Origin of the sequence: Mesorhizobium sp. AR07 (assembly GCF_024746815.1) — a bacterium.
Classification (GTDB): Bacteria; Pseudomonadota; Alphaproteobacteria; order Rhizobiales; family Rhizobiaceae; genus Mesorhizobium.
Genome location: NZ_CP080528.1, coordinates 571940 through 593338, shown reverse-complemented (window position 1 = coordinate 593338; position 21399 = coordinate 571940). Strand labels below are relative to the sequence as shown.

The 21399-nt window shown below is 58.5% G+C and carries 11 protein-coding genes and 9 pseudogenes; 10 read left to right on the top strand and 10 right to left on the bottom strand.

From position 1 onward, the window contains the following. Positions 1–12 precede the first annotated feature (12 nt). Positions 13–258: pseudogene (locus BPNPMPFG_RS39105) on the top strand (recombinase family protein); the annotation flags it as partial. Between the two features lie 17 nt (positions 259–275). Here BPNPMPFG_RS39105 and BPNPMPFG_RS39100 read toward each other — a convergent pair. Continuing rightward, the gene (locus tag BPNPMPFG_RS39100) at positions 276–2339 is read right to left on the bottom strand and encodes a recombinase family protein (RefSeq protein WP_258593427.1); all 2064 of its coding nucleotides are present in this window, start codon (positions 2337–2339) and stop codon (positions 276–278) included. 433 nt (positions 2340–2772) lie between these two features. Here BPNPMPFG_RS39100 and BPNPMPFG_RS39095 point away from each other — a divergent pair, with 433 nt between their 5' ends. Together BPNPMPFG_RS39095 and BPNPMPFG_RS39090 are read left to right on the top strand one after the other, a co-directional pair. After that, complete coding sequence (locus BPNPMPFG_RS39095; protein ID WP_258598309.1) at positions 2773–4437, top strand: recombinase family protein; 1665 nt, start codon at positions 2773–2775, stop codon at positions 4435–4437. A 26-nt stretch (positions 4438–4463) separates the two neighbouring features. Then, a pseudogene (locus tag BPNPMPFG_RS39090) lies at positions 4464–4835 on the top strand (transposase); the annotation flags it as partial. A gap of 273 nt (positions 4836–5108) precedes the next feature. Here BPNPMPFG_RS39090 and BPNPMPFG_RS43455 read toward each other — a convergent pair. After that, a pseudogene (locus BPNPMPFG_RS43455) lies at positions 5109–5506 on the bottom strand (transposase); the annotation flags it as partial. 8 nt (positions 5507–5514) lie between these two features. Between BPNPMPFG_RS43455 and BPNPMPFG_RS39080 the strand changes: the two are divergent. Together BPNPMPFG_RS39080 and BPNPMPFG_RS39075 are read left to right on the top strand one after the other, a co-directional pair. Further along, positions 5515–6027 (top strand): annotated as a pseudogene (locus BPNPMPFG_RS39080) (tyrosine-type recombinase/integrase); the annotation flags it as partial. Next, positions 6024–7028, top strand: a complete 1005-nt coding sequence (locus BPNPMPFG_RS39075; protein WP_258598308.1) for a site-specific integrase — start codon at positions 6024–6026, stop codon at positions 7026–7028. The pseudogene BPNPMPFG_RS39080 and the gene BPNPMPFG_RS39075, both read left to right, overlap by 4 nt. A gap of 111 nt (positions 7029–7139) precedes the next feature. Here BPNPMPFG_RS39075 and BPNPMPFG_RS39070 read toward each other — a convergent pair. Then, positions 7140–7391: pseudogene (locus tag BPNPMPFG_RS39070) on the bottom strand (IS110 family transposase); the annotation flags it as partial. A gap of 372 nt (positions 7392–7763) precedes the next feature. Further along, positions 7764–8792, bottom strand: a complete 1029-nt coding sequence (locus tag BPNPMPFG_RS39065; protein WP_258598306.1) for an IS110 family RNA-guided transposase — start codon at positions 8790–8792, stop codon at positions 7764–7766. Between the two features lie 217 nt (positions 8793–9009). On the opposite strand from BPNPMPFG_RS39065, the pseudogene BPNPMPFG_RS39060 reads away from it, so the two are divergent. Next, positions 9010–9264, top strand: a pseudogene (locus tag BPNPMPFG_RS39060) (IS110 family RNA-guided transposase); the annotation flags it as partial. Positions 9265–9635: 371 nt separating this feature from the next. On the opposite strand, the gene BPNPMPFG_RS39055 reads toward BPNPMPFG_RS39060, so the two are convergent. After that, positions 9636–10367 carry an SDR family NAD(P)-dependent oxidoreductase gene (locus BPNPMPFG_RS39055; RefSeq protein ID WP_258598304.1) on the bottom strand — a complete coding sequence of 244 codons (732 nt, stop codon included), beginning with the start codon at positions 10365–10367 and terminating at the stop codon, positions 9636–9638. A 552-nt stretch (positions 10368–10919) separates the two neighbouring features. Continuing rightward, positions 10920–11730 (bottom strand): annotated as a pseudogene (gene kdsA, locus BPNPMPFG_RS39050) (3-deoxy-8-phosphooctulonate synthase). Positions 11731–12166: 436 nt separating this feature from the next. Here kdsA and BPNPMPFG_RS39045 point away from each other — a divergent pair. After that, positions 12167–12820 carry a histidine phosphatase family protein gene (locus BPNPMPFG_RS39045; protein WP_258598302.1) on the top strand — a complete coding sequence of 218 codons (654 nt, stop codon included), beginning with the start codon at positions 12167–12169 and terminating at the stop codon, positions 12818–12820. 494 nt (positions 12821–13314) lie between these two features. Here the strand turns inward: BPNPMPFG_RS39045 and BPNPMPFG_RS39040 are convergent, their stop codons facing one another. Then, positions 13315–14304: a KpsF/GutQ family sugar-phosphate isomerase gene (locus tag BPNPMPFG_RS39040; RefSeq protein WP_258598300.1), complete on the bottom strand. Its 990-nt coding sequence runs from the start codon at positions 14302–14304 to the stop codon at positions 13315–13317. 310 nt (positions 14305–14614) lie between these two features. Here BPNPMPFG_RS39040 and BPNPMPFG_RS39035 point away from each other — a divergent pair, with 310 nt between their 5' ends. Continuing rightward, entirely contained in the window at positions 14615–15424 is an 810-nt protein-coding gene (locus BPNPMPFG_RS39035) for an IS5 family transposase (protein WP_258599109.1), read from the top strand. A gap of 908 nt (positions 15425–16332) precedes the next feature. Next, positions 16333–17133, top strand: a complete 801-nt coding sequence (locus BPNPMPFG_RS39030; protein WP_258599107.1) for an IclR family transcriptional regulator — start codon at positions 16333–16335, stop codon at positions 17131–17133. Between the two features lie 251 nt (positions 17134–17384). Here the strand turns inward: BPNPMPFG_RS39030 and BPNPMPFG_RS39025 are convergent. Together BPNPMPFG_RS39025 and BPNPMPFG_RS39020 are read right to left on the bottom strand one after the other, a co-directional pair. After that, a pseudogene (locus BPNPMPFG_RS39025) lies at positions 17385–17864 on the bottom strand (nitrilase-related carbon-nitrogen hydrolase); the annotation flags it as partial. A 208-nt stretch (positions 17865–18072) separates the two neighbouring features. After that, positions 18073–18579: pseudogene (locus tag BPNPMPFG_RS39020) on the bottom strand (transposase family protein); the annotation flags it as partial. Positions 18580–18932: 353 nt separating this feature from the next. Here BPNPMPFG_RS39020 and BPNPMPFG_RS39015 point away from each other — a divergent pair. Then, positions 18933–20753: a CocE/NonD family hydrolase gene (locus BPNPMPFG_RS39015; RefSeq protein ID WP_258598299.1), complete on the top strand. Its 1821-nt coding sequence runs from the start codon at positions 18933–18935 to the stop codon at positions 20751–20753. Here BPNPMPFG_RS39015 and BPNPMPFG_RS39010 read toward each other — a convergent pair. After that, positions 20740–21144: a hypothetical protein gene (locus BPNPMPFG_RS39010; RefSeq protein WP_258598298.1), complete on the bottom strand. Its 405-nt coding sequence runs from the start codon at positions 21142–21144 to the stop codon at positions 20740–20742. The two genes, BPNPMPFG_RS39015 and BPNPMPFG_RS39010, sit on opposite strands and share 14 nt — an antisense overlap. Between the last annotated feature and the right edge of the window lie 255 nt (positions 21145–21399).

Below are 21399 nucleotides of genomic sequence, written 5' to 3'. Positions count from 1 at the left end.
AACAAGCTTCGGGACATCCCCGGTGCTCTTGGCTGGACAGATGTGACAGTCATCGATGACGACCTTGGCCGCTCGGGTTCGGGTGTCAGTCGTCCGGGCTTCGAGAAGCTGCTGGCAGCGATCTGTGAAGGCCGCGTCGGCGCCGTGTTTGCAATCGAGGTGTCGCGTCTGGCGCGCAACGGGCGCGACTGGCACACGCTGATCGAATTTTGCGGCCTGGTTGGCACTGTGATCGTCGATGAGGATGGAACCTACGATCTATCATGTTGATACCCTTATTCGGTAGCAGGTGGGTTAAAGTCGAGGTGTTGCCGCACGCCGGATTTGAGCTCTTGTATTGCGGCGATTGTTGCAGCGGCATCTGGAAACAGAACGCGTTTGTGAAGGGCGTTTTGGCGGACACTGATCACGCCATTGCGGATTCGATGCCGGATCCAGGAGCGAGAAACGTCCGCTGCCATCGCTAGTTCAGACACCGTTAGCCACCCGGGAATGTGGTGAGAGCGGGCTGGTGTAGACTGCCTCAATACGCGATGGCGTTGTCGGACGATCTGGACTGTGCGCACAGGAACGTAGCTGCGGCGCGGTGAGCGGAAGCCTTCCTTAGTCAGTTTGGCCGCTATCGCCGCGTCGTCGTCCCCTTGATGAGCCAGTTCGAGCAGCCGGACCTCCATCTCGGCGCCGCGAGACAGGGCGCTCAAGGCATGCACCCTCGGCTCGACCTCGCGTTCGGTAACTTCACCGCCTCGCCAAACGATGCGGATCGTAATCCGATCTCGGACCACCCGTTGCAGGATCACTTTGTCGATCAGGCTGCGTAGTAAGGCTTTCTTGCGTCCCCACTCTATGTCAGGTCTCTGCCAAAATTCGGGAAGTTGCGAACCGGCAGCGATAAAATCATTCTGTTCTGTCGGCGTCAGATCATCAGATTGACTTTGCATTGCGCGACGGCGCTCAAGTGCATCCTCCGCTTGACGAAGCTCACGCAGAGCCCCCTCCCAACGGCGCTCCAACTCGGCCGCAATCAGGCGATTGTCAGGGTCAACCCGATTGTATTGCCGTTCTGCGAGCAGCGCTTGATAACGCAGCCGCTTGATCTGCTGCTCTTCAGCGCGCTCAAAAGCCTCGTCTGCCTGCTGACGAGCATCTTTGGCGTGCATCAACTCGGCCAACTCGGCCGGACTGGCCGCCGCGAAGAGGGCCTCAACGACGCGGGCGTCGATGGGATCGGCTGGCAAATGCTGGCATAAGGCTCCGCCCTGGCTGCGTGCCAGGAAGTTGCAGACGTAACGATTGCCGTTCTTGTATTCGACGCCCATTTTATGGCCGCATCGCCCGCACCAGACAATGCCTTGCAACACCGCCGCGCCATCACGCGGCGCACCGCGTGTCTGGTTTCGTCGGTATTCAGCGTGATTGTCGCTCAGCATGGTCTGGATCCGCTCGTAACGCTCCCAATCGCAATAAGCAGGATAACGGTCTTTAACTACGATTTTCCACTCTGCCATTGGCCGGCGTCGCGAGATGATTTTACCACTCGCATACCTGGCGTGACAGGACTGGGTGCGGCCATAGACGAAGGCGCCGGCATAGGCCGGGTTCTTCAACATCCCGGCAAGCATGTTGGCAGTTGGGACGCGCCAGACAACGTCGCCAAATCGATTTCGCCGCGGTATGGTGAGCGCACGATCCCGCAAGGAACGGATCACTTTTCCGACGGTGCCCAACTCCCAAAATGCAGAGAATATCAGGGCAATCCGGTCCTGCACTTCCTGGTTTGAATCCTTCATCACGACACCATTGGTATCCCGCTCCAACCCGGCTGGTAACAGCAAAGCCAACTCACCCCGTTCAGCCTTGCTGAGCAGACCAGCCGTCAGGCGGCCACGAAGCGTGTGCAATTCCACTTCCGAGATCGTACCCTTCAGGCCAAGCAACAGGCGCCCGTTGGCCGAGCCCGGGTCGTAAATTCCGTCGCGGTCGCCGATGAGGCATTGCCGATAGCCGCATAAATCGAGGAGTGGGTACCAATCGGAACAATTGCGGGCAAGCCGTGTCACTTCATACGAGAGAACGATGCCAACTTCACCCAATGTGACGCGTCCAAGGAGATCTTTGAAGCCGGCACGGTGAGCCGCCGCAGCTCCACTCTGGCCAAGGTCCGCGTCGATCACTTCGATATTGGTGTCGTCCCAGCCGAGATCCCCCGCACGCTGATGCAATGCATACTGCAGCCGCAGGCTTTCCTGGTTGTTGACCATCTGATGTGGTGTCGATTGCCGGATGTAAATCACGGCTTTTCGGCACAAATGCTGGGTTGTTATCAGATCCGACATCATGGCTCGCCCTCCAGAGAACCATGCGGTTCCGATCGGGGTGATTCGGTTTCTGACGTCAGGCTATCATGCTCAGCCATATCGCCGGAACTTCGCGGCGCCTGCGCCTTTGCGCAACTGACCAGGCGAATAAAATCGCGAACGCTCGCAGTCGAAAGCTTGGCTGACGGCGAATCTGGTGCCGATGGATACAGATTGGTGGCCGAGATCGGAATCTTCAGGAGAACATCATCGCGGTAAACGACAAGAAGCTGACGATAGGCGCCGGCGCCGCTCGGTCCTGCCGCTAAAATGAAATCGCGCCCATAAAGAGGGTGTGCCGGATCAGTAACTGTTATGCGCTGATCATCTCCAAATCTAATTGGGGCATTAAGATGTGTGCTCGTATGAACCACGCCATCCGAACGATCGATTATTGCTGGGCATGAAAGGGACGATGAGCGAGCTCGAACTGTCGCTCCTGCGGGCCCGTTCGATGGAAGCCTTGAAGCAGAAGGCACGACGGGGTGAGCTCTTCTTCACGGTCGCCGTCGGCTATGTGAAAGTGGGCCGCGACAAAATCGAAATGGATCCCGACCTGCGCGTGCGCGAGGCGATTGGGTTGGTCTTCACCCGCTTTGCCGAAATGCAAAGCATCCGCCAGGTGTTCTTATCGCTTCGCAGTGACCAGATAGCGCTGCCGTACATCAACCCCAGGATCTCCGGACAGCAGCATGTGCTGTGGAAACCTCCGGTCTACACGACGGTGAGCAACCTTCTCACCAATCCTGTTTATGCTGGTGCTTATGCCTTTGGCCGAACCGGAAGTCGGACGATAATCGAAAATGGCCGCAAGCGAATCGTGCGCGGCCGTCGCAAAGCTCGCTCAGATTGGGCAGTCTTGCTCGTTGATCATCACGAAGGCTATTTGTCCTGGGCAGACTTTGAAAGGAATCAACGGCTGATTACTGACAATGCCAACGGCAAGGGCATGATGGTGCGCGGGCCGGTGCGCAAGGGAGAGGCTTTGCTCGCCGGGCTATTGCGTTGCGGTCATTGCGGCCGCCGGCTGCTTGTTGGCTATAATGGCGCCAAGGGTGATGTCGGCCGCTATAAGTGTGACGCGACCCGGAGCAATCCCGACGGTGATTCCTGTATCTCGTTTGGCGCATTACGGGTCGATGAGGCGGTGGGAGCCGAGATCGTGCGGCTGCTGCAGCCGCTCGGCGTTGAAGCGGCCATCCAGGCGATCGCGCAGCGCGAGCATCAGTCTGGCGAAAAACAGCGCCAGATCGAGTTGGCGCTCGAACAGGCGCGATATGAGGCAATCAGAGCGCGCCGGCAGTATGACACGGTCGACCCTGAGAATCGTCTGGTTGCTCACGAACTCGAGCGACGGTGGAACGGCGCCCTCGCGGCCGTAAGCGCACTCGAGGAAGAACTGGAGGCCCTGGTCCGACAGCGGCCGGCCGCTTTGAGCGCCGAGGAGCGCCAGCGCCTATTGCAAATGGGGGCCGACCTGGAAGCCGCGTGGCATCATCCGGCGGCCACTGCCGTCACGCGTAAGCGCATCATCCGGGTCGTGTTGCGCGAGGTCGTGGCACACGTCGAGGGTGACCAGATTCATCTGTTGTTGCATTGGCAGGGCGGCGATCATACCCGCCTGACGGTGAGAAAGAACCGGCGGGGTCAAACGCGGTGGTCGGTCGAGCCGGAGACGGTGGAGCTGATCCGCGCCTGCGCGCGACTGATGCCCGACAAGGCCATTGCCGGACTACTCAACCGGGCAGGAAAGCGGACAGGTCGATCGAATGGATGGTCGCAGTCGCGTGTGCGGGGCTTCCGCAACACGCACGGCATCGCGGTCTACAGGGATGGCGAATGGGCCGAGCGCGGCGAAGTCACGTTGACCGAAGCCGCCAGGATGCTCAATCTGAGCCCCGCGACGGTCCTTCGTCAGATTCGCGCCGGCATCATCCCCGCCCAGCAATATTGCAAAGGCGCACCTTGGGTCATCAAACGACGGAATATCGAAGATTCGCATCTGATCGAACACGCTGGCCCACGTCTCAACGGGCCGTCATCATCAAATCCGGAGCAAAAGACCTTTGTCTTTCAGTAACGTAGCGAGATGGGCATTATGACGTGGGACCAGGGCCGCTGATCGCAACCGCGCTTGAGGCGATGGCTCCACCAGCAGAGACGTTCCGCTCTGGGCGCGATTTCGCAGCCTGGATCGGGCTGACGCCGATCCAGCGTTCGACCGGCGGCAAGGAGCGCCTCGGACGAACGTCGCGGATGGGAGAGCGAACGCTGCGACGCCTGCTCATCATCGCATCCAGCGCGGTAGTGCGCTGGGCCAAGCGCAAAGGCGTGCCATCCGGCTCGTGGCTCCATCGAATGCTGGCGCGCAAGCCGCCGATGCTGGTGATCGTGGCACTGGCCAACAAGACCGCGCGCATCGCATGGGCATTGATGACGAAAGGTGGAACCTACCGAGCTCCGACCGCCGCCGCATGAGTGCAGTGCAGTGAGCGAACGCGAGGCTGCCAGGAGGACGTGAGAAGGTCGAAGGACAGGTATGGCGCAACGTCGGCGAGGCGGGATCAGGAGAACCAGACGCATGGGGAGCGCTTCGAGCGCGTTCCAGTGATGTGGACCTGATCCTCGAACTCCCATACGGGCCCGCGGCCATGACGAAGCCGCAAAGAGAGGCCGAACACATGGCAGCACCCGATCACGCGCAGCAGCCTGAACCGAAGATTCTTCTTGCATCCGGCGGGGCGTCCACACATGACCATGAGGAACCGGCGCACGGCAGCGTTCGCCACATTTGGCCCGCCCGCGCAGCCGCGCCATCTTGGTGGAGGCCGCAGTCTCATCAATGAAGATCAGCTTCTCGGGGTCGAGATCGAGCTGGCCGTCGAACCAGGCGCAACGGCGCGCCTTGACGTCGGGGCGCTGTTGTTCGCTGGCATGCGCCGTCTTTTTTTAAACGTGACGCAGCGCCTGTCGAGAAACATCCAGATCGTCGAAGGAACCACGCGCACGCCATGCCCGGCCGCCAGCCTCTCGGCAATCTCCGCCAGAGTGATGTCGGGCGTCTCCTCGATCAGGCCGAGGATGAAGGCTTCGTGAGGATCAAGCTTCGAGCGCGACGGTTGGCCCTGCTTGCGTGCCGCCATCTCACCCGTCTCGCGATAGCGGCGATGTCAATCTTCACAGTGATACGATCACGGTTCGGCAAACCAAGTTCTTCAAAACCAGGATCTTGCCATTGCCCGACAGCGTGATGATCGAGCTTCGGGCCTATATCAATGCACGGCGCCGTGCCGGCGCATCGCAGGATCCGCGCTCCGGCCTGTTCTGGCACGAGCCGGGCCGCACCCGCCGTTACACACCAGAAGCGATCACTTGGCTGTTCCTTGCCGTCATACGTCGCGCCGGGTTGAAACCACAGCACGGGCGAACCGGGCCACGCTTACATGACCTGCGTCACTCGATGGTCGTGAACCGTATCCTGGAATGGTATCGGGTGGGCATCAACCCGCAGGGTCGTCTACCGTTCCTCGCGACCTACCTCGGCCATCGGGATATCAACTCGACCCTGGTCTACATCACTGTCACGCAGGATCTGCTGCATCTTGCCAACGAGCGGTTTAGGGCTGTGGGCGCACCATGCCTCAACCTGGCGCAGGAGGTGCGGTCATGAGCAAGGCCAACCCGTTCCCGAACCTGATGCGCGCGTTCTTCTATGAATGGCTTGTTGAGCAGCGTAACGCATCCGTCCACACGGTCCGATCCTACCGCGACACCTGGCGGCTGTTCCTGCGGTTCGTCGCACAGCGCGCGAAAAAGACGGTTGCGATGATCACGCTGGTCGATCTGACCGCCAGCGAAGTTGCTGCGTTCCTGAGGCACGCCGAACAAGAACGCGGCTGTACGATCGGCTCGCGGAACTGTCGGCTTGCCGCGATCCGCAGCTTCTTCAACTTCGTGGCGACCAGGGATCCTGCATCGATCGCCCAGTGCGTGGAAATCCTCCACATCCCCAGCAAGCGGGCGCCGGTATCGGAACCCTGTTATCTGGATCCGGCGGAAGTGACGGCGATCCTTGCCCAGCCAGGCCGCTCGACCCTTGAAGGCATGCGCGATCACGCGCTGCTGTCGTTCCTCTACAACAGCGGGGCACGAATACAGGAAGCGCTCGATCTGTGTCCCGAGGTCATCCGGTTCGACAGCCCGGGTTGCGTGCGGCTCCTTGGCAAGGGCCGTAAGGAGCGCATCTGCCCACTCTGGCCAGAAACCGCGCTGCTGCTGAAAAAGCTGTTGGAGCGGCAGCCGCGAGCGCCAAACGAGCGGATGTTCGTTAACCGCTACGGCGAGCCGCTCAGCGCCTCGGGCGTCCGGTTCAAACTTGTGGCTTATGTTAAAGCGGCAGCCGAAACCGTGCCATCACTGCGAGCCAAGCATGTGACGCCACACAGCTTCCGTCACGCCACCGCTGTGCACCTTGTCTCGGCGGGCGTCGACATCACGGTCATCCGCAGCTGGCTTGGCCACGTGAGCCTCGACACCACTAACCACTACGCGAAGGCCAATCTGGAAACGAAGCGAAGGGCCCTGGAACAGGTCGGCGTTCCGGCAACGGCAACTCATCCGCCATCATGGAAACGGGAAGCGAGCTTGCTCGCCTGGCTCGACAGCCTCTGAAATAATGCGAAGGAATGTGAGCGGAAAACGTTCCAAATAAGCCAATCTGCACGCGTTCCTTCACATTCCTGCGACCTCACGATTAGTTCGGATATGGTCAGGTGAGCATATTTTCACATAGGGTTTGACATATTGCGGCGGAATGAGCCGAACGTCGTGACCCAGAGTGACCAGCTCGCGAGCCCAGTGATGAGCGCTCGAGCATGCTTCCATCGCAATCAGGCAAGGCGGCAGCTTGGCGAAATACGCGAGCAACTCGCTTCGCCCAAGGCGACGGCGTAGAACGGTTTGACCGGCGTCATCAACGCCGTGAGCTTGGAAGACTGTCTTTGCGAGATCAAGACCAATGGTAACAACAGGCATGGAAAACACTCCTTCTTGGCTAAAAGACGTCCCCCATCTTCGCTGAGGGGAACGGAGCGGTCCATGCCATCAAATGGGCTGTCCAGCGCGCCAGATACATGACGCTTGTGTGGATGCCAGCCGTTTTGCAAGGAAGATTTTGAACCTTTGAACGCGTGATCGAGTGCGGTCTTGTGTCAGGCCTTGATTTGCGGCCATGACGTGCCGCGGGCCGGTATGGTGATACGCGGATCAGGTCCAAATCTAGAAAGCGAGCGCGAGGCTCGGTGCGTCATTCTGGTTTCCTGATCCCGATCGGATCGATCATTTGCCCATGCGGTTCAGGCCTTCCTCACATCCCCGACGGACCGGTTCAGGTGTGCTGCTGAATGCTCATGCAGGCACCGTTGCCGGATTCCGGTAATCCTCTTCCTTTGTCAGCATGGCCCAGATGCCACGCGCCATCTTGTTGGCCAGCGCAATGGCCACGAGCATGCGCGGCTTCTTCGGCATCATGCGCGCGAGCCAGGAGCCCTCGGGCGCGCCCTTCCGCGATGCCCATCGGACCACAGCCATGGCTCCAATGATGAGCAGGCGTCGAATATCGCATTGGCCCATCTTCGAGGTTTTTCCTAGTCGTTGCTTGCCGCCGGTCGATTTCTGCAACGGGACGAGCCCAAGCCAGGCGGCGAAGTCACGGCCGCATTTGAACGTCTCCATCGGGGGCGCGAAAGTTTCGATCGCCAGTGCGGCGATGGGGCCAACGCCGGGCATGGTTTGCAAGCGCCGAGATGCCTCAGCTTCCCTCGACAGAGCATCGATCTTCTTCTTCAGTGCGTCGATCCGGCCAGTTAGCTGGTAGATCCGGTCCAGCAGATCGCGGCAGATTTCGCGGGCCAGATCAGGCAAATTGGCTTTCTCGTCCTCAACGAAACATTCAAGTCGGTTCAGATAACGAATTCCCTGCGGCGCGATGTGGCCGAACTCATAAAGGTGCGCACGCAATGCGTTGACCAACTCAGTGCGCTGATTGACCAGCTGTTCTCGGGTGCGAAACATTATGGACCGAGACTGCTGCTCCTCGGTTTTCGGTTCGACGAAGCGCATCGTTGGCCGTTGCGCTGCCTCGACGATCGCCTCCGCATCCGCTGCGTCGTTCTTCTGCCGCTTGACGAACGCCTTGACATACCGAGGTGCAATCAGCTTCGGCTGATGGCCAAGCCGGACCATCTCGCGAGCCCAATAATGGGAACCGGCGCACGCCTCCATCGCCACTACACATGTTGGCTGACCCGCCATGAACTTGCAAAACTGCAGGCGCGACAGTTTTTTGCGGAACACGACTGATCCGTCAGCCGCCGCGCCATGCAGCTGAAACACGTTCTTTGCCAGATCGACCCCAATGATGGTAACCTTTTCCATGGATGCCTCCTTCCATTTTGTGGCGTTAAGCACCACAAACTTGGCACATTGCGATGCCGTCGGAGAAGGCTGGCATCCACCCCATCTGGAAACCATCAGTCAAATGAGCGATGATCCTCTCATCAGCCTGCCAGCCGTGGCACGCTGATCACCCGGCCCCATGCCGGAGAGCGCGGCGACCATGCCGTCAGCTACACCACGCAGCGGGACACGATCCAAGGAAAGGCTCGGCAAGGTATCGAAGGCAGGACAAGCCGATATTCGCCGATTGCTGATCATCGGTGCAATGGTCCGCGTGAATTGGGCGAGCAGAAAGCCTCCGGCGTAGGGTTCCTGGCTGGCGCGGATGATAACGAGGAAGCCACGGATGTTGGTCGCGATCGCACTGGCGAACAAGATGGCCCGCAGAATGTGGGCCATGCTGACGAAACAAGAAGATTATCGAGATCCGGTGTTAACCGCCATGGCCTGACCTGTTGGTCAGCATGGTGCGGGTAACTCGGTATTGGGGGTGTGAGAAGGCGATGACCTGAATGGGCGCATGATCGAACCGATCTGGATCGGGAAAACCAGCTGTTGCCTCGGTGCTTTCAAGCACGCACGTGAGATTTGGACCCGATCCGCAGATCACCATACCGGCCAGCGGCTTCGACAAGTGCCGCACTCAAGGCCTGACAGAAGACCGCACTCGATCACACGTTCAGAAAGTCAGAAACTCCTTGCACAACGGACGGCAACCACAGAAGGCAACACGCACCGTGGCGGGCCAATCACTGAGGACCAACCCGTGGGCCGACCTATCTCGTGGTCCTGAGGGATTGCGATCGGGTAAGGTCGCAAAACTCAATAGCTCGATCTTCCGCCCGAAAGATCGAAAACACCTCCTGTGGAAAATGAGCACTCGTCACTTGCGAGCCAAGCGACCATGGCCGCAACTTCGTCGACGGAGCAGAAACGGTTCATTGGAATGCGATCGAGAATATAAGCGCGGCGCTGGTCCTCAATCTCATCAATCATGCCGCCGTCAACTGCGGTTGGTGTGATACAGTTCACCAAGACCCCGCTTGTGGCGAGCTCCTTGCCAAGAGTCTTGGTCAGAGCGATGACCCCTGCCTTGGAGGCAGCATATGCTCCCGCAAGCTCCATTCCCTCCTTTCCTTGAACCGAGGCTATGTTAATGATTCGGCCATAGCCAGCTTGAACCATGTCGCTTGCGACAGCCTTACAGCAGACAAATGTGCCTGTCAGGTTCACGTCTGTTACGCGCCGCCATGTCTCGGTCGTGATTTCGAGTACACGCGCTACAGGGCCGAGAAGGCCGGCATTGTTCACCAAGATTTGAACTGGTCCGAGAGCTTCACGAACCGACGCCAGCGCCGTTTCGACGTTAGCTTGCACGGTGACGTCGCAATGAATCCGAAGCACTGAATCGCGACTCGCTTGTTCGTTCCCCGAAAGATCGAAGACTGCTACGTGCGCGCCGTCTCGAAGGAGTCGCGCTACGATTGCGCGGCCGATCCCGCCGTGCCCACCCGTTACAATCGCTACCCGTCCTGCCAGAGTCGCTTCGCTCATGTACGTTCTCCTGTTTTACCCAAAGTCTCACCTTAGAAAAGCGAGGACGGTCTCAACCAAATTCCGAAAAACTTGATAACCAGAAGTAGTGATATCAAGCGACATAAAGCTGATCGAAATTTGGCAAAGACAGTTCTCGAAAATATAGCACATGGGATCACAATCATTCGATGCTACTTGTAAGGGCAGTCGCGAACTCTCTTGGCGTTAAGAGTTGTCCGGATGTGGAGACGGCCGATCCCCTCACGTGGGGAGGGAGATCCCGCCGCGGAGCGCGGTTGTGAACCACGATTGTTGTCGATATGTGGCCTGCCAGAAGCGCTTCGCAGCCTGCAGTGCCGTTTCGTGCTTTCGCCACGATCTTCTTGCCCTCTCCCATCGACGAGGCGATCTCTGCTTGTCAATTCAGACCCCCCGAGGGCAAACGTCGCCTAACACGTCCTTCCCCTCAACCCTGTTCGTCCACTCCACCGCCACCGCCGCCTCCTTGTGCATAGCGACCGTCATGGGCCGTTGTCCGTCTCAATCTCAATGGCCTCAAGAACGCGTCCTTTACTGCTTGGCAATGGCGTCAAAAGAGACCAATCTCTCCAGCAACTGCGGCATATCATTAAGCGGCACCATGTCCGGTCCGTCAGAAGGTGCGTTATCAGGATCCTGATGCGTCTCAATGAAGACGCCCGCAACACCGACGGCGACGGCTGCTCGCGCAAAGGTCTCGACGAATTCCCACTCGCCGCCAGAAGAACTGTCCTGCCCACCCGGCTGCTGCACCGAATGGGTAGCGTCGAATACCACCGGCGCGCCGAGCGCCGCCATGATCGGCAAGGAGCGCATATCCGAGACGAGCGTGTTGTAACCGAAGGACGCGCCGCGCTCGCACAGAAGCACGTTCGGGTTACCGCTCATGGTGAGCTTGGCGCGCACGTTCTTCATGTCCCAGGGTGCGAGGAACTGCCCCTTTTTCACGTTGATCGTGCGTCGCGTCTTAGCAGCCGCCACGAGCAGGTCCGTCTGGCGCGACAGGAAGGCGGGAATCTGTAGAATATCGACTGTCGCAGCCACTACGGGACACTGCTCTTCTGTGTGGATGTCCGTCAGCACCGGAAAGGCGTATTCCTTTTTGAGACTGGCAAAAATCTCCATCGCCTTTCGAAGACCAACGCCGCGCTTGCCGGACAGCGAAGTAAACAAGGCCGAGGCCGAACGACCTGCAGAGCTCAGCAAGCTTGCCGGCCATCATAAACGCGTGTTCGCGGCTCTCCATCTGGCAAGGCCCGGCGATTAGCGTGAACCGATTCTTCTGCGAATATACCACCTTGCCGGCACCGTTGCCGACGACGACCACCGAATTGGTCTCCATCAAATATCCTCCAAATGGCGAACGGTCCCGAGAACTTCACATCCCTTCGCCAACGTTCTTTTGACACTCTCCGGCTTCGTAACGTCACATCTGATCGGCAGAAGGGAGCAGCCGCTCACTTTTCGGACGGGGCCAGATCTGACACCCCGATGTGCGCCCCGTCTGAGATTAAGCGTGTCACAATGTACTACCAAGGCTACCGTTTCCATCAGTAACAACTGTCACTATTCTCGCAAGAACTCCTGTTCGCATTTCGTCGTCCATGGATTTGAAACGTCCCTGTTCGAGAAGCATTAGCGGGGGCGCAGCGCTCCGGTATATAGGCATACATCTCCTTCTTCACAAGTTTAAAAAGAAATGTGAAAGAACATTTAACGTGCAATATGAGGAAAAGGTGATAACGATAACTAAGTCACTCAACGGAATTCTCTGAACTATGAAGATTATTTTGTCTAGACACGGAAATACGTTTTCAGCCGGCGCGAAAGCGATATGGATAGGTGGCCAGGCCGATCCTCCTCTCGTCTTGGAAGGGGAGCGTCAGGCACGGCAACTCGGGACCGTACTGCAGGGCGCAAGGCGTATACCATCCGCTGCTTTTTGCAGTCCTTTGCGACGAACAAGCGCTTATGCCGAGATCGCTTTGGCCACCTCTGGTGCAAAGCGGCCTCCCGTCGCCGACTCGAGACTTAGCGAGATAGACTATGGCGACTGGGAAGGCCTCTCCAATATTGAAGTGGTCCGCCGTTTTGGCGCCCGTGATTTCTTCGACTGGTATCGGCGCAGTATATGGCCTATATCGAACTGGAAGTCGGAACAGAATGCTTATTTTGACGCGATCGACAGCTTCCTTATGGGTCTCAAGGGCTCCTACAGACCAACCGAAACCATCCTCGTGGTCACTGCTCATGGGCCTCTCAAGTGTATAGGACGGCGCCTTATGGGAAAATTCGGAGATTTTCCGGTAGCGCAATTGGCCCGCGTTGATACTGGCAACATCTGCGAATTGGAAATGGGGGATGGCTTCCTCCGACCGGTTACTTGGAATGAGCCTCCGGGGGTTCTGCTTCCATCGGCTTGGCCAAAATGAGGTGCCAAGATTACCTCGCGAAATGAGAGCCGACCGGCAGTAGCTGCCTACTCTCGATGCATGATTTCGACAGCCGGGCAGGCGACATCCGAAGGGTAAGAACTGACGGCTTACTAGAATTGCATGTGGCGCGCCCCTCGATGGGTGAAAACGGCCGGTTCCTGCCCCGCATTCCAGCGCACAGTACGAATGAAGCACTATAGGAGCTCTCCAGAAGCGGCCCATCGGATCGTTGAACCCCTCAGAAGAAAAGGAGGAAAACGAATGCGCCCATTCGAGGGCGCGCGAAAACACCCCGATTTGAAGAGCGGCAATTGCCGGCCCGGGTGGACTCAGCCAAAGTCCGCGGCCTTACCAGCCCCCAGGAACGCAAATGAATGGCCCAGATTAGGACGACAAGGCTTTCAGGCTTTTTCATTTTGTCCTCCTGATAGAATCTCGGTTTCGGCTATGCGCTGGGTAGCGTTCAAACCGAATTTTCCCAACGGCTCTTCTCACACTTCCCCCACACACCCCCCGCAGCGCATTCCGCTATTCGTTTCCACATCTCTTCGGAATAGAAGGCCGATAAAGCGACCAACTGTATCCTCGACAGACAAGACATCGCCACCATTGCGGAGAAAGATCTGGAAGGCGTCACTCTGGCTGGCATTGTCCTGAATTGCGGCCGGGGGCCGCTGGATGTACGGATCCACACTCGCTTCCAACTCCAAATGCTGCGCTCCCATTAAATCGCCCGCGATTGTTCGCGGGTTGATCACACCAATGATTTTTTCGTCGCCACCTAGCACAACAGCCGCTTCTGCGCTCCGCACCGCCCCGCATATAGTCACGAGCACCTCGGCGAGCTGTGTACCGGGACGCACGACTGGAATAGTTCCTAGTGGCCACATGAGATCACTCACTCGCACGAGTTTTCTGCCGAGACTTCCGCCTGGATGGAAGCGTGCAAAATCGCGTTCAGTGAATCCGCGGCGCTCCTGTATGATAAGCGCTAGGGCATCGCCGAGCGCCATCATTGCAGTAGTGCTGGTTGTCGGTGTAAGTCCTAGGGCGCAGACCTCCTGCACCGGGCCGATATCGAGCACGCGATGCGCTACTTGCCCTAGCGAAGAGTTCGGGCGCCCGGTTATTAACGCGATGAGTACCGGTTGCTCCTTCAAAGCCCACACGACCTGCCTGAGTTCTTCGGTTTCGCCCGAGTTTGACAGTGCAAGAAATACGTCACCTGCACTAACTCGCCCGAGGCTGCCATGAAGGGCGTCAAGTGGATCAAGTGAAATCGAGCGCGTACCCGTCGAGGCGAGCGTTGCCGAGATTTTTTCGCCGACAAGACCTGATTTGCCGACCCCCGAAACGACGACGAGAGCGGGTGTTGAGAGTATGTGCTCCGCTAACTTACAAATCTGTTCATCGAGGCGAGCCGCCACTAATTCGAGCGCTTTCGCCTCACGGCGGATTACCTCGCGCGCTCTGCCAAGCATTTGCAGCCGATCTGCACAAGTTCTCTTTGAGTAGGGGGTATTCGTCTGATTTCGACCGCTCATCGTCCTGGGCCCCTGGAATATTTACGTCGATCACGAACACCTTAGTCACCTGTGGGTCAGCGATGTGTGTTATTGTTGTGAAATATTTGTTGCTTTTTCATTTTTGGCCGGCATGAGAGCCGGCGCCCGGGGCTGAGCTGGAAAGGGGCCGGCTTTGTCCGTCGTGATTCGCTGGTCTAGACTTGAGCGGGATCACGACACGGATTGGACGAGAGATTCGACGGAGATCACGATGGCCTAGACTGAAATCACCCGTCCGCACTATGAGCGGCGCTGCGCCCGTTACGCAAGCGATCTGACGGATGCGGAATGGGCGCTGATTGTGCCGCACATGCCTCGGCCGAACCGCGTCGGCCGGCCGCGCAAGACGGACCTGCGCGAAGTCGTGAACGCTCTTTTGTACCTGGCCTCCTCGGGCGGCGCGTGGCGGCTTTTGCCGAAGGACTTTCCACCGTTCTCGACGGTGCAGAAGTACTTCTGGCGCTGGCGTGACGAGGGCCTGCTGCGCACCATCAGCAACGAGCTTGTGATGGCGGCACGCGAACGGGAAGGCAGGCAAGCCAGCCCGACGGCCGGTGTCATCGACAGCCAGTCGGTGAAGACCACCGAAAGCGGCGGAATCCGGGGCTTTGATGCCGGCAAGAAGGTCATGGGCCGCAAGCGCCATATCGTCGTCGAGACGCTCGGCCTGCTGGTCGGGCTCGTCGTCCATGCCGCCGACATTCAGGACCGCGACGGCGCGCCGGCGGTCCTGAAGGCCATCCTCAAACGCTGGCCATGGCTGCATCATGTCTTCGCCGATGGCGGCTATGCCGGGCCGAAGCTGAGCGGCGCGCTGCAAAAGGTAGGAAAGTTCACGCTGGAAATCGTCAAGCGCGCGGACAAGGCCAAAGGCTTCGAGGTCCTACCGCGCCGGTGGGTGGTGGAGCGTACATTCGCCTGGCTCGGCAGGTGCCGAAGGCTGGCAAAGGACTTCGAGCGCACCATCGCCTCCGCCGAAGCTTGGGTCTTCATCGCAAACATCCGAATGCTCACCCGCAGGCTCGCAAGACATTGAAATATCCACGGTCATTTCGATTCAGACACTTAGAGAAATGTACGCGGTCGACAATTGCGCGAGCCACGAGCGAGAATCGGTGAAGCAGTACGCCGTCGCGTTTCACTGCCACGAGGGGATTTCATCGTCTCTGCAGAAGGATGAAAGCTATACCTCCGAGATTTTGTCGCGTTTGGTCGGGTCTCCGACAATGTGAAGCGACCTGGTTTGATGCTGACCATTCATATGCGCTTGACGACTCACAAGAAAATCTCTGCTGAGATCTTTTTGAAGTTTTGGCACGAAATTTGTAGATCCGTACTCGCCAGCCCTACGAAACGTTGCTGGGTATTCTAGTCCCGTGGCTCTCACGGTGAAACAGGGGAGAAACTGAGTTTTCAGCTCGGCGTCAGATTTGGGAAGGGGGGTTCGCAAGGCGTGAGCACATTCAGCGGGCCGAACTGTCTTTGGACGGTCTGTGGTGCCGGATACCTATTTTATCCTGAGATTGTAGTATCTGACTAAACGCAAAGCAAACATATGCTTATGCGTTTGTAAATGATTGAAACGGAATGCGGGTGGCTCAGAAAATGCGACATGAGAAGAAAGAACAGGAATGCTTACGCGCCCGCTATGACCAAACCTTCACATGAAGGAAGTATTGTTAGTCTGGTCTAGGTGAGCGATGGGCAGTGCTGAAGGAGATAGATGGTATCTACGAGCGCGGCGCCGCGCCCGAGACGGGCTAATAGGAGACCTTGGTTCAATGAAACGATTGAGGATACAGCAGAGCGCAGACTGCCGGAGCAGCAATCGCTTCGATCTCCATGCCCCTGGATGCTTGTAAAGGCCGCGAGCACTTTCGAATACAGCAGCCTCTGGAGTTGGGTCCCAGATCCAAAGCCGCTGGGAAAGGAGATAAATTGAGTGTGACTGTTGCTTCCGTGTCCCGTTGCCTTGCGCTATTAGAGTTGCTCGCGGGCGAGCGTGAGCTCGTCGAGTTGTCGGAACTTGCTAGCCGCCTCAACATGCCGGTCAGCGCGATTCATAGGCTCGTCACGGCGCTAGTCAATCGCGGGTGGCTCATTCAAGACATCGCAAGCAAGAAGTATGCGCTGTCGCTTAAAATGAGCACATTGGCATTCCGTAATCTCGACGCTCGTAACGTATCGGAGGTAGTCCAGTCGGTCCTGAACAGAGTGGCCACGGAAACGCATGAATGTTGTCGTCTCGCTGTGCTGGAAAATCGGGGGCTTGTTTGGATGGCGAGGGCACAGGGTGCCACCACTGGCTTGCGTTACGATCCTAATATGGGGCAGGAAATAGTGCTGCATGCAACTGCTAGTGGAAAGGCTTGGCTTGGCACCTTGCCTGAAGAAGAGGCGCTGGCAATTGTGTATTCTCGCGGGTTTGATGCACCTCACAAGCTCGGGCCGAACTCGGCTCACTGTATCGATGAGTTCAGGCTTCGGCTAGCCGAAACGCGGCAACGAGGTTTTGCCACTTCGGTGGAAGAAGGTGAAGCCGGTACCGCGGCTATCGCCGTACCATTCCGAGCGAGTTCTGTATACGATGCTCCGGTTGCCGGTACGGTTTCCGTCGCAGGCCCACTCATTCGGATTACACCGGATCGTTGGCCGGAACTTGCTGACGCCCTTAACGGAGCTGCGAAGGAACTTGCTCAGATCTGGCCGGCCAAGGCCAGGGCAAGACCACTCGGATCAACATGAGGGCACCTGCGGATCGCAGAACTATGCTTTTTTGGAATTCCATTCGTCGCCAAGGCGTTTAAATAGGATTAAACAGGTAAAATCGTTCGGCGGTTTCCTCCCATTCCGCCGTACGGTGTTCCCCTCTGAAGGTTTTAACCTTCTTTTGGCCGGGCCGCATTCGAGCCCGGCCATTTTTTGTTACGGGGGCTCCTTGTTCAGCGCTGCTGGAACGCGTTTTCCCTATGGAAACCGGGACCGGCATGCGTTCGCGATAGATCGACGCCCTTCCATTCGTCCGGTAGAGAAGGTTCTGTCCACGTTGCGGCGGACCAGAGCCAAAAGCCTATTAAGGCCACAGCAGCTGCCGGCCAGTATCGCGATATCATCATTGCGAGGCCCGGCGGCAGTGGCTGTGAAGCCCCACCATCCCCATCCAGGAAAAAGCACGCCTGCCGCCGTCAAAGGGTGCGCCCAGCCGGCGATGCTGAATGGCGGCAGCCCCATCAGCACCGGCGCCGCCAGATACCGCACCGCCCTTCCCTTCCAGATTGCGTGTCCATAGCACCGCATGCACGGTGACGAAGCAGGCCGAAGCGATCACCCACAGCAGGAGACCCGGCGACGGATCGGCGGCATAGAAGGTCGCGACACCCTGCCGCAGTCCGCGTGAGGCGGCGAGGAAATAACCTCCCGAGACGGCAGCCGCGACCAGGCGCGATGGCGACTTCGCCCAGCAGCGGGAAGATCATCGCGACCGGGAGGGTAAGCACAGTTCCGCTCCAGCCGACCGTGCCCCCCACAATCGACAAGACGATCAGGACCAGTCCGCGCCAGGGGTTACGGATCGAAGGTGAGGACTGGCCGGGCGAGGCCGAGAAGGCCGCTGTCCGGTATCGTCCGCCGCAGTGTGCTCCCGCCTGAACTCATCGCCCGACAAGACGGGCTTCGACTCGCTGCAGGTCGACCCTGAGTCCGGCATTGCCCTTTGCGACCCCGCTCGGGCGGTGGGCGTCAGGCGATCGTTTGAGGCGGCCGCCGAGGTAGAACTCATCGATCTCAACCGTGCCTGTGAGCGGCGCTTCAGGCGCCACCATCAACCGCAAAGCGTGTCCCATACGCCAGGCGGTCGGCTGGCTGACACCCAGTGCTTCAGCCAGCCGCACCGATGATGCCCTTGTCCGATTGCAACATGAGCCACAATGCTTTGAACTATGTGATCAGCGGCAACTTGAAAGCGACACTCGCCGCTGGAACATCGATAGAGGCCTGGTATTGCTCTGCGCCGCCCCATGTCGCGGCCCGCAATGGGAATAGTTTTCTTGTCGCCAAAGGCGGGGCATATCCGACCGTTGGCCAAACCAAAGCCTCGAGAAGGCGTCGACATTGCCGTTCGTCGCCGAATGCAGCAATCATTTCTTCAACGGTTTGAATCTTGGCCAGCATAGCCCGAACGGCTTCCGACATCACAAAATCCCTTGGCTAAATCATTCCTCAGAAACGCATTAATACATTGATTTTACAACATTTTGCTGTCTTTGATTGCTAAAGGCCGCGTATGATTTCGAACAGCTCTCGGTTCTGACCCCACATAGAGTCGGCTGCGTCCGCGAGTCGGAAGATTCAGTTTTCCATTCACGGACGGGGCCCTGATCCCATTCGGGTGCAAGCTCAAGAGGGCGATCGGCACTACCAACGGCTGGTCGTCATAACTCGATACATTTGAATTATTATCGTAATAATAAAACGTATGTTGCAAATCAAACCTCTTTGAGGTAATCACGGGCGCATTGTCCACATTGTCTGCCAGGAGGAACTGCATGACCGTATCTCGTCGCCCACCAATCGAGACCGGCGCGCTTTTGCCGCCGAAGATCGCCGAAGCGCAAGAGACACGAGGCTCGATCTTCGGCTTGGATCTCCGTGGCGAAGCTGCGCAGCCGCACAAGGTGGGCCTATTGGAATCGGTATATGTGCCTGCGCGCGACGGCGTGGGGTTAGCCTTGGACGTCGTCCGTCCAAGGGGTGATAGCGCCAATACCAAGCGCAACACCATTCTGGTGATGACGTGCTACTGGCGCGGGAAGAAGGGTAGCCCATCTAATGAATATGCCGACCTGTTTGCCCCACATGGTTACGCCGTGGTTGTTGGAGATGTTCGCGGCACCGGAGCCTCTTTCGGGGTATGGCCCGGCCACCGCACTCGCGACGAGATCATGGACTACAGCGACGTTTTGGACTGGATCGTTGCGCAGCCATGGTCCTCTGGAAAGGTGGTCGGCTATGGCAATTCCTACACCGGCAACTCCGCAGACTGGATGGCGTCGCTAGGTCATCCCGCGCTGAAGGGGATCGTGCCGCGGTTTGTCGATTACGATATTTATGAAGATATCAGCTTTCCGGGCGGCGTCGACAACCTCACCCAGCTCCAGTGGGACAGCAAGGTCAAAAACCTGAACCAAAATGTGTTTGCCAACAATAGTGGCGAAGGCCAGCCCTCGCAGGGCGTTCGTCCCGTTGGGAGGGAGGCGGAACTGGGCGCCGCCTTGCGCGAGCACGAGGGGGCCGCCTCCCCCCCGCCTCTGCAGCAGGTCACGGATAAGGACGAGTGGTTGGCCCTATTCTCGGGGTTTGACAGGTCACCACAGGCGGCGGCGGGCCGCATATCTCGCTCTGGCGTCCCAATTCAAAACTGGGGCAGCTGGTTCGATTCTGTGTCGGCGGAAGGGTCCATTCGCCGGTTCCTGCTGCAGTCAAATCCGATGACCGTGATCATCGGCCCGTGGAACCACGGCGCCAGCATAGCCAACGACCCGCTCTGTCCCGCCGGTGAAGAAATCGTTCCAACCGTCGCGACCCAGGTGGCAAATTGGATCCGCTTCGCCGACGCCTGCTTCAATGGCGAAGCGGCCGGCGAGCGAGGGAAGGTCCTGCACTACTATACGCTCGGGGAGGGCGCTTGGAAATCGACCCGCTCCTGGCCGGTCCCGGCCACACGCCAACGGTGGTACATGGCAAGTGGCTCCCGCCTGAGCTCATCGCCCGACAAGACGGGCTTCGACTCGCTGCAGGTCGACCCTGAGCTGGGGGACGTCATCTCAAACCGGTGGGAAACCAATGGTGGCGCTTTGGGCAAGATGGATAAGGTGGATTATGGAGATCGGCGAGAGTTCGGCGCTGCGCGCCTCACCTACACGAGCGAGCCGCTGACGCGGGACCTCGATATCACCGGACATCCCGTTGTCCAGTTGGACATCACCTCGACCCGCGAGGACGGCGCCTTTTTCGTCTATCTCGAAGCCGTAAAGCCGGACGGGGTGTCCTGCTATCTCACGGAGGGTCACCTGCGCGCCCTGCATCGAAAGGTGTGGACCGGCTCACCCTTCAGTGTGCTGGGACCGCAGCACAGCTATTTGAAGCGGGACGCTGAACCGCTCACCCCTGGAAAGCCCGCGATCCTGATCTTCACCTTGCAGCCGATATCGGCTCTCGTCCCAGCGGGTTACCGCCTTAGGGTGGTTCTCGCCGGCAGCGTCAAGGATACATTCGCCAATGTTCCCGCGGACGGGCCGCCGCCGTTCCTCAAATTTCATCGCGGCCCCGCCGGGTGCTACATCGACTTACCGATTATTGGGCGATAAGCGGCCAATTGCAGCTTTTTGGCGGCCGCCCTTGCGGCGGCCAAAGACAATAGCCGCCGTTTTCGCACCACGACTCCATAGCTGAAGCTCCGGCGTCCACATCCAATGTGGTGCTGGTGCAGGCATAGCTTGCAAGGTCGCAACTCCGCCGGACCTGCTCAATCAGGAAGTCGAGCCTGCGACCATGGTCGGTCAGTTCGAAACGGTCGAAGGGAAGATCGTCGGCCTGATAGCTCTTATGGCTCGCCTTATTTAGCGCCGCCGCTAGGCGGGCCTGATCGAAGGCGAGCTGCTTCACACCCGTGGCAGCATCGACCAGTATGAACTGGTGCTCGCCGCGGGTAGTCCGGCGGTAGACGAACGCGTTGGCCGCAGTCAGCCAGAACGGCACTTCGGGGACATTGACAGTGAGCCCGCTAGCGATCGTTGATCGTGAGAGCCCGCTCGAAATCGGCCGGCGCTACCGGCGGATGCGCAACATTCGAACCGTTCGCCAGCGCCTGAGCAGTTGCCGATTCCGATCCTCCCTGAACCGAATAGTGTGAGCATTAAAGCGCCGATCTTGTACATGGCTGTTTGCCTCGTTTGGCTATCGAGTGCCGCACCCTGGGTTTGCCTTCTCAATGACGGTGTGCAGCAGCGTTGA

Coding starts and splice junctions, on each gene's coding strand:
- BPNPMPFG_RS39100 (WP_258593427.1), bottom strand. CDS start 2,339: ATGATGTCGGATCTGATAACAACCCAGCATTTGTGCCGAAAAGCCGTG.
- BPNPMPFG_RS39095 (WP_258598309.1), top strand. CDS start 2,773: ATGAGCGAGCTCGAACTGTCGCTCCTGCGGGCCCGTTCGATGGAAGCC.
- BPNPMPFG_RS39075 (WP_258598308.1), top strand. CDS start 6,024: ATGAGCAAGGCCAACCCGTTCCCGAACCTGATGCGCGCGTTCTTCTAT.
- BPNPMPFG_RS39065 (WP_258598306.1), bottom strand. CDS start 8,792: ATGGAAAAGGTTACCATCATTGGGGTCGATCTGGCAAAGAACGTGTTT.
- BPNPMPFG_RS39055 (WP_258598304.1), bottom strand. CDS start 10,367: ATGAGCGAAGCGACTCTGGCAGGACGGGTAGCGATTGTAACGGGTGGG.
- BPNPMPFG_RS39045 (WP_258598302.1), top strand. CDS start 12,167: ATGAAGATTATTTTGTCTAGACACGGAAATACGTTTTCAGCCGGCGCG.
- BPNPMPFG_RS39040 (WP_258598300.1), bottom strand. CDS start 14,304: ATGCTTGGCAGAGCGCGCGAGGTAATCCGCCGTGAGGCGAAAGCGCTC.
- BPNPMPFG_RS39015 (WP_258598299.1), top strand. CDS start 18,933: ATGACCGTATCTCGTCGCCCACCAATCGAGACCGGCGCGCTTTTGCCG.